Consider the following 12,542-nt stretch of genomic DNA (forward strand, 5'->3'; position numbering starts at 1 on the left):
CTTTGAACATACAAAAATTGATGTTCCACGGCTTCTAAGACATTGATTTTAGGTTCAGGATTGGGGTCGCCATGACGTTACTTTAGGGTGTACTCTAAATTTACATAACATCTCTTATGCGAAATTAAAGTTCCAAGCTAAAAACTTTAACAACCATTCTTTATACAAATAAGAGTCGTGATAGTCCAAACAATAATTATCTATATTCTTAGTGACTTTCATACTTAACTTACTTATATGAACTCAACTCTCTCAACGTTCACCATCACCCCTTCGGGCTGATGGTGAACGTTGAGAGAGTTTCGGCAATACTCACCCTAAGAGCTAGCAAGAATTGCTAGCTCTTAAAGTATTACCGAATACCAATTTTGGGCTGACGGAGCCACGCATCGGTCGTCACGGCAGTAGGTAATTGTGCTTTCCTACATAGGCTGAGATTACGATTCACACACCGCATCGACACGTTCTCAAACCGAACAGACACTTTTCTCTGTGAGGGTTTCCCCAACATACAACTTAAAGCTTTTCTGAACTACTCATCACGTTGTTGCTTTGTCGATATTCCCTAGTAACAACTTAATCAGTGGTGCGCTAGCGTCGCTTAATCCTTCCACCCACACCATCAGAACCCACAAAATATGTAGATTGAGCAAATCCTAGCAAAATTTTAAAAATCAGATTTCGTTTGGTTGGGTTTCAGCATATTTAGCTCATAAATAAAAATATTTAAGAACTAAAGTTGAACATCTGAAACATTTGATGACCTTTTCAGAGCGAATGAATAGAACTATTTTTTATCTAATTTTTTTTGTTTTAATATTTCATATTCAAATAACTGTTGACCGTCGTAACTGTAGGAAGCCAAACCGTCTATAACTTTAATAAATAATTCAATGTCCTCAAAATATGTAGATTCTTTTGTAGAAATGGCACTATAAATTTTTGTTTTAGAAACTTTTTTCCAAAAGTTCGCATTATTTACAATACTATTTGTTACCTTACTCCTATCTTCTGGTATTTCTTTATTTAGTTTCTTAAAGGCTGCTAACACTGCCCCGCCTAGCTCAAATTTAAGTTGATTCTCTGCTTTACGTTTTTTACCTTCACCCTTTTTTTGGATCTGACTTAAATAAAGCTCAAGATCCTTCAATTTCAGTTGTTGAGCCTTGAAACGGTAATAGCGCGTACACATCGTTTTTAGAATATTACGTTCAGCTAGATCTAAATTTCCCTTTTGATCATCCTGGTACAGATCTACGATTTTTTGTTCATATTCAGTTTTAAGAGGCAGATTATTCAACTCTTCAAACAGCAATTTCAACTTCAGATGTTCACGATAAGGTTTTAAAGCCTCTTTGACCAAGATCTGTTGAGCTTCAGACAACATATCAAAATTAAAGTCTTCAGTTTGTAGTGCAGTAATAACCTGATTTTGAAGTTCAGAACGATCCCTTTTCTCTAAAAGAAACTCAACGAAAGCATGTAACTCTGCTATTTGTAAAAGTTGAGCTGGTCTACCACGCTTTTTTGCTTTTTCTTGGGTCATATCATCTGCCGCCAAATTTTCAGAACTGTTACCGATTTAAATATGGTTTTACCATATTTAAATCGGTCAGTCTGAAAATAATTATTTAAATTAAAAATAAAATTTCTTGAAAAGAATTTTTATTTTTAATTTAAATAATTCGCACTTGACAGTTTCTCCTGATCGGAGAAACTAGTACGCAATGGGGCGATTCCCCCTTGACCCCCTTCAACCGGATTTTTCAGCCATCCAGGCATTCCAAATCCGGGCGGTTTTCATTCCGTTTCACTGCATAAAAACCGGTCTAGAACCCAACAGAGGTAAGCATGGCCAGCTATCATTTCAGCGTCAAAAGTAAAAATAAAGGCTACGCCATTCAGCATTACCTCTACATTGCACGGCTAATGCAGTATGAGCAGGTTCGCAAAAACAGTAATGAGGTGCTGGAACATGTTGAGCCTGGCCGCTGTATGCCTTCTTTCGTTAAAGATCCAATCGAATTTTGGCATGCAGCAGATACTTATGAACGAGCGAATGCCAAGGCCTATATGGAGTATGAAATTGCCCTACCAAATGAATTCACGCCAGAACAGCGTAAAACGCTCATAGAGACGTTTTTAGACAAACATGTAGCTAGCTTCAACTATCCACATTCATACGCCATACACAACGTAAAATCACGCATTAGTGGCGAAGAACAGCCCCATTGCCACCTCATGTTTTCCCTCAAAGTCGATGACGGCATTGAACGCACAGTAGAACAGTACTTTAAACGCTACAATCCTCAAGATCCGGCAAAAGGCGGTGCCAAGAAAATCCAACTCCAAAATGGTCATGATGATTATTCAGCTTTCCTGATCTATATCCGGAAACAATGGGAAAACCACCTCAATGATGCTTTGGCCGAGCACTGCCCTACTGTGACCTACCAGATTGACGGCCAAGAGATCAGCATCAAAAACCAAGTTTCTGCTGACAGCTATGAAAAGTACAATGAACTTCACGGCACGATGTATATCCCCGAACCCAAACTCGGTGTAGGAAAACAGAATGAAACGTTGGAATACCTGGCTGAAATCCAGAAAATCAGACAGCACAACCAGCAAGAAAGAGAACTAGAAGAACGCCAAAAACGCTTAGATCAACAACATGAATATTTTTATAGTGCTGAAAACAATCCATTTTCTTCATTAGAAGTCATGTATTACCTGAATTATTTAATAAAGAATGCAAAAAATAAGGAAAAACTGAAACACGATTTTAATGAAATTATCAAAATCCAAGAACCAATATTAACGCAAGAAGGTTGGAACCTTCACGAAATGAATCGAACATTAAAAGATTCACAACATAACTCAACACCATGTTTTGAGTTTGAAGTGTATTCACAGCCAGAGTATCAATTACCAACACAAAATAGGACACCTCAACCTATTCAACCTGAACCAACACAGCCAAAATCAGATGATTATGATCACGGTGGCCCAGGTTTTTAAAATTATTTGATTGTGTCCTGACTTTACCGAGCGAGTGTCTACGAGCGAACAATGAAAAGTCGCGCCTAGACTCTCTGAAAAACCGCTTTTTTTCAGCATAAAAACACCAGATAACTAATGATTAGATGCTTGGCTTTGGATTATGTGCTTTTGCTTTTCAAAAATTGAAAATTACAGATTGAATGAACCAAAAAATTGCCCCCGGCATCGAGCAGAGCGAGATGCAATAGAGTTTGAGCGTAGCGAAAACCAAGGGCAATTTTTCATTTATGGGTTTTTAATTATTTTTAATACTTTTAAATACTTTTAGCTCCAAATTAAATAATATTAATCAAATATTTACATGTTGGTTTGAATAGGTTTATGCAGCAATTAGAATAGGTTTATGCAGCAATTAGAATAGGTTTATGCAGCAATTAGAATAGGTTTATGCAGCAATAAACTAGGCTTAATTAAAACCTAGTTTAAATAGGTTTTATATATTGCTATTCAAAGCAAATAAGGGTAAATTATGTCCATAAATATATTAGAGTTTTTAAGGCTATCGCCTTAAAAAATGGGCTAATCCATGATTAGATTGAACGTGCCTATGGATAAAAAAATGAAAAAATCTATGAATAAAGGTTATCCCATGGGCGATTTAGTTGTTAAATCAAATGATTTGATCAATGCATCTTATAATTTAGGTGTTGTTGAACAAAGGTTATTACTTCTGTGCATTATTGCTGCACGAAAAAAGAAAGCAGAACTGTCTCCATCTGATGTTTTCTATATACATGCTTCTGAATACATCCAACAATTTAATGTAGATCGTAGTGTTGCATATCGTGCATTGGCTGAAGGTATCAAAGGAATTTATGATTCTGAAATTAAATTAACTTCTCCTAATTCAAAAAAGAGAATTAACATTAGATGGTGTTGGAAAGCTGAGTATGATGAAGATAATGCAACAGTCGGGATAGCGTTTACAGAGGATGTAATTCCTCTGATTTCAGCACTAGAACAACGGTTCACATCATATGATATAGATCAAATCGCTAAATTAACGAGTAAATACGCAATCCGCTTATACGAACTCATTATTTCATGGCGCTTGACCAATAAAACTCCAATCTACGAACTAGACGATTTCAGAAATAAACTTGGATTAGGTGTTACCGAATACAAGACAATGAGTAACTTTAATACGAATGTGTTAAATATCGCTATTCAGCAAATTAATAAATTTACAGATATTAAAGTTAAAGTTAATAGGCATAAAAAAGGAGTGAAAATTTCAGGATTTTCATTTGAAATAACTCAAAGAAAAACTAAGCAACAAAGCAATTTATCTCAAGATAATACCGATAAGTTCTACAAGCTTACAGATTCCCAAATAAATATGTTTGGTAATCAACTATCTCGACTACCTGAACTTTCTAATTTAGCTGTAGAGGGCGAAAGCTATGAGGCCCTCGCTGCAAAGATAAAGGAAATGCTCAGAGAGCCAGAGCAGCAACGGCAATTTTTACCAAATCTAAGAAACTTAGGCTTCAAACCTTGAGTGTATTGGAGAATACACTTATTGTATTCTCCAATACGTATCGTAAATACACAGTAATACACCATGAAAACAAGTACAAAATACAGTGTTAGTGATGCAGCAACACTATATAAAAAATCTCGAGCTACAATTTATAAAGATATAAAAAACGGTACATTAAGCCGTGATCATGACGGTGCTATCGACTTTTCAGAATTACTTCGTGTTTATGGTGAGCCTTTTAGTGGAAAACAGTCAAAACGTATTGATACGTCTCCAATACAAAATCCGGATACACCCGAATACACTGATAAAACAGTTGTAGAACTCAAAAATCAGATCGATTTTTTAAAGAAACAACTAGAAAAAGCAGAAGATAGAGAAGCCAAAGCGAATACGCGCATCGATACACTTCTTACACTCATTGAAATGAAGCCACCAAAAGTCACCATTGAACCTGATAAGCACAATATTGAAAGTAGTACTCCTCCGATTACAGATGATATAGCAACGAATCCTCGGCTAGAAAAACTGAAAGAGGACGGATTGACTACTGAGAACAAGCGCATTCCAGTGCCTGAACAGATAGAACCGGAACCACAGAAAAGGGGGTTCCTGAGCCGTTTTTTCTTGCCGAATGGATAAGCTCATTGTTCACTGATACTAATCAAAACCGTGGAACATTGATCAAATAGTAGGCGTGGAACGTGAAGAATCCATAAAAAAGCCCATTTGAGGGTAAATGGGCTTTTCAATAGTATATAAGAAATTGATTTTTAAAGGAATAAAGATTGCATTTCGTATAAGGTGTATTATGTTAATTTTAGGAAAATGAAAGCTAAATTTGAAAGTAAGTATGAAAAAAATTTAAAATTTGGAGTGAGAAAAGTTCTGAATCCTGGTCGAGATTTTTTAGAAAATTTTTGGTTTTTTCATAAAGAAAAAACCAAGCATGCAGATTTTTTGATTAAAAAAATGAGTGTAATATTTCTATTTGAAGCTGTAATTTTTGAGTTCAGTGAAGTTTAAATTAGACATTTTTTCTGAATACCTTAAGATCTCTAATCTTTGCTTCAATTAAATGCATAAATGAAAAGAGTAATTTTAAATGTATGTCTATAATCTAAGTTATTCATCGTCTTTGTGATGATCGTTACCTAATAGCTTACAAGTAAAAATTATTGCTAATATTACTAAACTAGAAGAAATACCAGCATATAAGTTGGCTAAAGTTCCTCCATAAACAACGATATCTTCTAAAAACAGAATTACTATAATTATAATAGATACATGTAATATAATAACTTTTAGATCATGGAACTTATTAATTGATAGTGTCTTAAGAAATGAACTGTTGGTAAAAATAGCTTGTTGAATAAATAATTTATAAAAACCTGCTGAAATTAAATGAAATGTAATAGCAATTAATGAAATATCAAGGATTTTTAAAAATTTAACAACAACTATTTTTACTTCAAAATTAGTTGCGTATATATTTTTAACAATAAAAGTTATAGCATCTATAAGTAAATATATTGTTGATAAATATAAAAAAATAGATGAAATTATACAATTTATAATAACTATGATAACTAAAAACCTACTCTTTTCAAAAAAATTTTGGAGCACTTTATAACATCCCTTAAAATGTAAAAACCAACCAATTATTTAATCAAAATTGCGAATAAGCAATTGACTTGAAAAAAGCAGCATTGGTTGAATTGCCATACAAAACTTACAACCGTAGTCCCTATCTTTGATACTACCTAACTATTTTATATAATTGATAATTTATTTCTAAAATTTGAATTAATTTGTTGAAAATTATTTAAAAAGTTAAATCACAGATAGTAAATTGAATGGAAAAAGAAAATATTGATAGCTCTAGAGATTCATATCTAATTAAGTTTTTAATATCCGTATTTAACATAATGGTGGTTATACGAAATGCATACATTGAAATTTATAAAAATCAAAAACTTATGCTATAAATAATGTGCTCGATGATGTCGAAAAGCCGGCTTGGAAACAAGTCGGCTTTTTTATGAGCGGTTTTGATAGTTCTTGCCAATAATTTTGTTTAAAAAGTAGTCAATTTTGCGGTTTTTCCAATGTTCTCAACGTCCCAGGATCTAAAATTATCCCCATTTCCTGCGGATAAACCTGGGACAGTTTTTAATCATCTTTGTAAGCATTTACTTACGTCAATTTCGGTCCTTTGCTGCTATTCGGAATACTAGAATATTCATATGATTAATTCGTCAGGAACAGGAAGTTCCTTAGAATTAAAAAATGAGCACCAGGATGGCGCTATATAAGATACGTAAGAGTACAGAGACCGAATGTTCCAATAAAAAACCCCGGCAGGATGCTGGGGTTTTTTATTGCCTATCATTTCTCATTTGCAAAACAAGCATGATCCCCTATAAAATATAGACTATAATCTATATTTTGGTTGTGGTATGTGGACAGTCATTACGACAGATCTATTTAATGAATGGCTTGAACAGCAAGATGAATCGACACAAGAGAAAGTTTTAGCTGCCCTGGTTGTTCTACAGCAGCAGGGACCGAGTTTAGGCCGTCCTTTAGTAGATACTGTGTATGAGTCTAAATTTACCAATATGAAAGAACTGCGCGTTCAACATCGCGGTAGACCACTAAGAGCTTTCTTCGCATTTGATCCCTTACGACAGGCTATTGTTCTATGTATTGCTGATAAAGGCGGTAAAAAGCGTTTTTATAAAGACATGCTGGATATTGCAGATGAACAATACCAACTTCATCTCACCACCCTAGGAGATAAATCTAATGGCTAAGACTCTACAAGAATTGTTAGCTAGCCGCTCTCCAGAGAGCCAAGCCCGTATTCAAAAAATGGCAGATGAATTACTGCTAGAAAATCAGCTTCATCTTATTCGTGAAGAATTAGAGCTCTCTCAAAAAGAGCTTGCTGAAACTTTAGGAATAAAACAACCATCGCTTTCAGCAATAGAAAATCGTGGCAATGATTTGAAGATTTCGACCATGAAAAAGTATGTTGAGGCAATGGGTGGAAAGCTCCGTATTGATGTAGAGCTTCCGACAGGAAAACATATAGGATTCAATGTTTAACAATCAAAAATGGGAGCTATAGGCTCCCATTTTTGATTTCGTATAAGGTGTATTATGTTAATTTTAGAAAATCTTTAGATTAAAAGAAATTTTCCGAATATAAAAATGAGAGAATATGTCATCTGATTAAATTGAGCCTGTGTAACAAATCCTCTAGTTTTTAGTTCTAATAAAAACACTGGTCAAGGTGGCTCAACTCGGCGCTGGCTTTGCAGATGGTGTCTGCGAGAATGCCCTGCAGGGGGTGCGGAGCTGCTATTTCTGGAAGAAGCATATTCACTTGGTAACTAATGGCAACAGTAAGCGACCGTACTACTAAGTCCGGTCCGCTTAGTTCCATTGCGGTAAACGGATTCACGATGGCAACGCCAAGGCCTTGACGCACCATGGCGCAGACAGCCACTGAACTCGTGGTTTCAAGCAAGGTTACGCGATGTACTTTAGCGTCCTCGAACATCGCATCAATGGCGGTTCGATACGGGTCGCCAACCGCGAGGCTGATGAAGCGCTCGCCTGTAAAGTCGCGTGGTTGCAGTCGTGCCTTGCGGCACAGGCTGTGATCACGGGGCAAAACAGCCACTTCATTAACTTTCAGTAAGGGCTGCAAGGTAACTCCAACAGGTGCCTTTTGTGTTTCACTCAACCCCAGGTCAAAACGTTGTTCACTCATGGCTTGTTCCAACCAAGGCGACTCTAAGGGATGTACGCTGACTCCTAGTTCAGGATGTGTATGTGAGAGATATACCAGTGCGCGCGGTACCAAGGCATGGGCCAATGCCGGTAAACACGCAATGCGCAAGCGACCTGTCGCTTGCGTACGCAATTCACTGGCGCGCGCTGCGATCTGTTCCAAGCCTATAAACGAGCGTTCTACTTCCTGCATCAGCGCGAGTGCCCGCACAGTAGGTCTTAATCGGCCACGCACCCGGTCGAAAAGGTTAAACCCCAGTAACTGCTCCAAACGCCCCAGCTCGCGACTCAAAGTAGGCTGGCTTGACGCACACGCGTCGGCTGCACGCCCCAGGTTGCCGTGCAGCATGATGGCGCGAAACATCATCAGCTGGCGATGAGTTAAATTCATATCAATATTGAATAGCTAAATAATAAGAATAGCATTGATTGAATTGACTATGAAGGAGATCATCTATGATTGAATTGACTACAAGGGAAATCATCTATTTATGAATCCTTTTACTCCCACTACCATCGCTCCTTTGGCCCAGCAATTCAGTACCCCGCTGTGGATCTATGATGCCGACACCATTACGCGCCAGATTGCCGCTCTGCAGTTGTTTGACGTAGTGCGTTTCGCTCAGAAAGCCAATTCTAATACACATATCCTTCGCCTCATGAAGCGACAGGGCGTAGTGGTGGACTCAGTGTCTTTGGGTGAAATCGAACGTGCGTTGGCTAGTGGTTTTACGCCGGGCTTGCACAACGGGCACGCAGACATTGTGTTTACGGCTGATCTGCTGGACCGCGCTACGCTTGCGCGCGTGGTGGAACTAAATATTCCTGTGAACTGTGGTTCCATGGACATGCTGGATCAATTGGGTGCGGTCAACCCAGGGCACCCAGTGTGGTTACGCATCAATCCAGGTTTCGGGCATGGCCATTCGAAGAAAACAAATACTGGTGGAGAGCATAGCAAGCATGGCATCTGGCATGGCGACCTAGTACGCGCCTGCGAAAAGATCAAGTCAAACAGCCTGACCTTGCATGGCCTGCACATGCACATCGGCTCAGGCGTAGACTACACGCACTTGCAAGAAGTCTGCGGTGCCATGCTGAAGTTGGTAGAAGTAGTAAATGCGCAGGGTTTGGACCTGCACGCCATCTCGGCGGGTGGCGGGCTATCCGTTCCCTATCAGACTGGTGAACCCACGATTGATACAGCGCACTACTTTTCATTATGGAATACAGCGCGCCATGCTGTGGAACAACTACTGGAGCACCCAGTTAAACTAGAAATAGAACCAGGTCGCTATTTAATGGCCGAGTCTGGTGTGTTGGTCACTGAAGTACGCGCTACGAAGCAACAGGGCGCCAACTATTTTGTGATGGTGGACGCCGGTTTCAATGATCTGGTTCGCCCAGCTCTATACGGTGCCTACCACGGTATGGAGTTGATCCACTCTGATGGCACAGCGGTTAATGGCCAGCAGTTTGACACAGTAGTTGCCGGACCTCTGTGCGAGTCGGGAGATGTGTTTACGCAGGGAGACGGTGGCGTGGTGTTACACCGATCCTTGCCGCAGGCACAGGTGGGAGATCTGCTGGTATTGCACGACACTGGTGCGTATGGTGCCTCCATGTCATCGAACTACAACGCTCGCCCGCTGATTGCCGAAGTGCTGATGGAAAATGGGGAGCCCCGGCTTATTCGACGAAGGCAGACGGTGGCTGAGCTGCTCGCGCTGGAGGCGGTGTAAGGTAACCAGACAAAATCATCAACTTATCCAACTGGACCAGCAGCTACATTAATTCGAATTTTAGATGCTCACCCAAGCCTTATTTAAGAAAATTATTTAAAAAATGGGAGCTTAAAGCTCCCATTTTTGACTTCGCATAACGTGTATTATGTTAATTTTAGAAAAATTTAAACAGCAAAAGGACTCATATTATGCATTTTGAATGTAAAGAACATGAATTAGACTTTTTAGAACTAATTGATAACCTAATAGAATCAACAGAAGAGTTTGATAAAAAAATTACTCTTATAGATAAAAAATTAAATTTTATAAATCAACTAATTGAATTGGAAAAGGAGTATCTTAAGACTGATTTACAATTAAAAGCACAGGATGACAAGTATCATTTAGAGAGAAGAAAACTATTTGAGGGTTCAAAATCTAGAAATAACGTAGACTAATGCCAATATTTAAAATATTCTACTTTACTAAAATCAATAAATTAAAGAGATAACCTCATGATTCCTAACAATTCTTTCGTTGCTGACAATTTGGGACAGATTCAATTACAACAGCTAACACCTGAGCAAATAAAATATCAATTCTTTACTTCTCAAATTGGGTTCTTAGCACAACAAATCGCAAATCTAGGTCCTACTAATCCAAGTTTATCTGCAGAACTATTAAGAACTTATTTAGAGCTAAATAAACTATTAATAAATTCAGATTTAAAGCCATAATTTCAATTAACGTTTTATTTTAATAAAATCTTTTATTCTCAAAGATATAATTCATATAGTAATTTAAGTTAAATTCTATATAATTTCGCAAAATTTATTACTATTCATAATGTAAAAGGGATATCGTGTCTGCTCAATTGAAGACTTGCTTCGGATTCCAAACCACACGTTGTGACTACAACAATATAAATGCAGGTACTAAAAATTTACCTCATTTTGCTGAATCTAAGTTTTTAGAACAGCCTGGTAGCATTGGGGATGAAGTTTATCAATGGTTAACAGATGGTTATTACTTTTGGTTAAATAGTGATAGATATGCTGAGTGGTGGGGAGAATATAATCTAAAGTCTGATTATCTCATTACTCAATATGAAATTGTATTAGATCGAGATGATGTCCTTGATTTAATTGAAAACCCTGATGATGAAGATCATTTTTTTTGGTTAGTTGAAGCTTACCTAGAGAAATATAATGAATCGAAGGGTAAGCCGGGTGCAGAAAAGCTTCCAGAACCAACTGTTAGTTCAATTTTACACTTTTTCAAAAAAACTGATCCTGACGTTTTTCCATTTAAAGCTGTCACTATTACAGATTTATGGGAAGCAGAACCAGTTTTTCAATATTTAAAAAAACACAAGTATTTAAAAATGACACCCAATTCTAAGAGTGATCATGATAAATATAGACCTATGGGTAGACCCCAAATTTGTGTTTTTGAAGAAGTTAAAAACTGCATCACTAATTCAGTCCCTATATATCCTAGGGAATATGTAGATAGTTTTTCGGAGTAGAACATGACCAACAAAAGACAGCTTGCAAGAGCAGCCTTACAAGCATGGAAAACCAAAACTACTGCTGAGATGTTCATCGAGCAACATAAAGACGTACATTTTGCTAACACTAACAAATCACCAAAAGTAGAGTTAGTCAGTAGTACTGAACGATATATGGAATTAGTGACTAAAGAATTCGCTCACCTTACTATGCGAAGATCTAATCAATCTATGATTAAATCAGCATTCTCTAATCTATATATGAACGCGATAAAATTTGCTGATGTTCTTAATATTGAAGACGATAAGTGCTTTGAGAGTACTATTGAATCGTTAGGATCTGTGCAATCTAGCAGAAACTTACCTAAGGAATTTAATTTAGATTCTTACAAAAGTATTTCTTCAAATCTAAGCCCTTTGAGATGTTAAAATGAGTATCAAGCTACTTGACCATAAGGTCATGAGAAGTTTTATAATTTTCAATTCAGATCTTATAGATTTTTTTTCAAATATAAAAAAAGTAGAAGACCTTCCATTAAGTCATGAAATCATCCAACCATCCGATGGAGATGATGGCGTTTATTTCATACATTATGCATTCAAATACGAACCAAGCGAAGATGAACAATCTGAAGATCTAAAAGAGTTAGCTGTTGTAGATATGTTTTTCCGCTTCGAAGTATTGGGAGAAAATGCAAGACAGACATTAGAAGAATGTGTTCCAGCGATCTGTTATCCATATATGAGAAGTTTTTTAAGTACGCTATTTGCAAATAGTGGCGTTGAACCAATTTACTTACCCTTATGGTTCTATAAACAGTGATTTCAAAAAAGGTATCTACTTAGATACCTTTTTTATTTAACATAAAATCTCTTATGCGAAATTCAGTTGTAACCCCCAAATAGAAATGTCCGGTTTATCGATTGCTCGACCTAAGATCTCAGAACATAAGAATTTGAT

15 protein-coding genes and 1 pseudogene are annotated in these 12,542 nt (G+C 37.1%); 13 read left to right on the top strand and 3 right to left on the bottom strand.

The genetic code is table 11. The features are described 5' to 3' along the window. Positions 1-787: 787 nt before the first annotated feature. Positions 788-1,546, bottom strand: coding sequence for a hypothetical protein (locus tag ACE01T_RS15515; protein WP_395519631.1), 759 nt, complete (start codon positions 1,544-1,546; stop codon positions 788-790). Positions 1,547-1,851: 305 nt separating this feature from the next. On the opposite strand from ACE01T_RS15515, the gene ACE01T_RS15520 reads away from it, so the two are divergent. The 4 genes from ACE01T_RS15520 (at position 1,852) to ACE01T_RS15535 (ending at position 5,572) form a co-directional block, all read left to right on the top strand. After that, positions 1,852-3,021, top strand: coding sequence for a MobA/MobL family protein (locus ACE01T_RS15520; RefSeq protein ID WP_395519632.1), 1,170 nt, complete (start codon positions 1,852-1,854; stop codon positions 3,019-3,021). A gap of 601 nt (positions 3,022-3,622) precedes the next feature. Beyond that, on the top strand, positions 3,623-4,564 hold the full coding sequence (gene repM, locus ACE01T_RS15525) for a replication initiation protein RepM (protein ID WP_395519633.1): 942 nt from the start codon (positions 3,623-3,625) through the stop codon (positions 4,562-4,564). 63 nt (positions 4,565-4,627) lie between these two features. Continuing rightward, positions 4,628-5,188, top strand: a complete 561-nt coding sequence (locus tag ACE01T_RS15530) for a plasmid replication DNA-binding protein (protein ID WP_171540981.1) — start codon at positions 4,628-4,630, stop codon at positions 5,186-5,188. 186 nt (positions 5,189-5,374) lie between these two features. Continuing rightward, positions 5,375-5,572, top strand: coding sequence for a hypothetical protein (locus ACE01T_RS15535; protein ID WP_155757270.1), 198 nt, complete (start codon positions 5,375-5,377; stop codon positions 5,570-5,572). Positions 5,573-5,671: 99 nt separating this feature from the next. Here ACE01T_RS15535 and ACE01T_RS15540 read toward each other — a convergent pair whose 3' ends face one another. Beyond that, positions 5,672-6,172 carry a YqhA family protein gene (locus tag ACE01T_RS15540; RefSeq protein ID WP_395519634.1) on the bottom strand — a complete coding sequence of 167 codons (501 nt, stop codon included), beginning with the start codon at positions 6,170-6,172 and terminating at the stop codon, positions 5,672-5,674. Positions 6,173-7,005: 833 nt separating this feature from the next. Between ACE01T_RS15540 and ACE01T_RS15545 the strand changes: the two genes are divergently transcribed. Both ACE01T_RS15545 and ACE01T_RS15550 read left to right on the top strand, forming a co-directional pair. After that, positions 7,006-7,362 carry a type II toxin-antitoxin system RelE/ParE family toxin gene (locus ACE01T_RS15545; RefSeq protein WP_180081976.1) on the top strand — a complete coding sequence of 119 codons (357 nt, stop codon included), beginning with the start codon at positions 7,006-7,008 and terminating at the stop codon, positions 7,360-7,362. Further along, the gene (locus ACE01T_RS15550; protein ID WP_180081974.1) at positions 7,355-7,657 is read left to right on the top strand and encodes a helix-turn-helix domain-containing protein; all 303 of its coding nucleotides are present in this window, start codon (positions 7,355-7,357) and stop codon (positions 7,655-7,657) included. The genes ACE01T_RS15545 and ACE01T_RS15550 overlap by 8 nt, the downstream gene beginning before the upstream one ends. A 166-nt stretch (positions 7,658-7,823) precedes the next feature. Here the strand turns inward: ACE01T_RS15550 and ACE01T_RS15555 are convergent, their stop codons facing one another. After that, positions 7,824-8,738 (bottom strand): LysR family transcriptional regulator, encoded by a 915-nt coding sequence (locus ACE01T_RS15555; protein WP_284941103.1) that lies wholly within the window; start codon positions 8,736-8,738, stop codon positions 7,824-7,826. Positions 8,739-8,838: 100 nt separating this feature from the next. On the opposite strand from ACE01T_RS15555, the gene lysA reads away from it, so the two are divergent. From lysA to ACE01T_RS15590, 7 genes and pseudogenes are all read left to right on the top strand, one after another. Beyond that, a complete protein-coding gene (gene lysA / locus ACE01T_RS15560; protein ID WP_284941104.1) occupies positions 8,839-10,089 on the top strand; it encodes a diaminopimelate decarboxylase in 1,251 nt (416 codons plus the stop codon). A gap of 21 nt (positions 10,090-10,110) precedes the next feature. After that, positions 10,111-10,176, top strand: a pseudogene (locus tag ACE01T_RS15565) (transcriptional regulator); the annotation flags it as partial. Between the two features lie 104 nt (positions 10,177-10,280). Continuing rightward, the gene (locus ACE01T_RS15570) at positions 10,281-10,529 is read left to right on the top strand and encodes a hypothetical protein (RefSeq protein WP_395519635.1); all 249 of its coding nucleotides are present in this window, start codon (positions 10,281-10,283) and stop codon (positions 10,527-10,529) included. A gap of 57 nt (positions 10,530-10,586) precedes the next feature. Then, the gene (locus tag ACE01T_RS15575) at positions 10,587-10,808 is read left to right on the top strand and encodes a hypothetical protein (RefSeq protein WP_395519636.1); all 222 of its coding nucleotides are present in this window, start codon (positions 10,587-10,589) and stop codon (positions 10,806-10,808) included. Positions 10,809-10,933: 125 nt separating this feature from the next. Beyond that, positions 10,934-11,599, top strand: a complete 666-nt coding sequence (locus tag ACE01T_RS15580) for a hypothetical protein (protein ID WP_395519637.1) — start codon at positions 10,934-10,936, stop codon at positions 11,597-11,599. A 3-nt stretch (positions 11,600-11,602) separates the two neighbouring features. Next, a complete protein-coding gene (locus ACE01T_RS15585) occupies positions 11,603-12,010 on the top strand; it encodes a hypothetical protein (protein WP_034171699.1) in 408 nt (135 codons plus the stop codon). 1 nt (position 12,011) lies between these two features. Beyond that, positions 12,012-12,404: a hypothetical protein gene (locus ACE01T_RS15590; protein WP_395519638.1), complete on the top strand. Its 393-nt coding sequence runs from the start codon at positions 12,012-12,014 to the stop codon at positions 12,402-12,404. Positions 12,405-12,542: the final 138 nt, after the last annotated feature.

The organism is Acinetobacter uliginosus, from assembly GCF_044130295.1.
Classification (GTDB): domain Bacteria; phylum Pseudomonadota; class Gammaproteobacteria; order Pseudomonadales; family Moraxellaceae; genus Acinetobacter.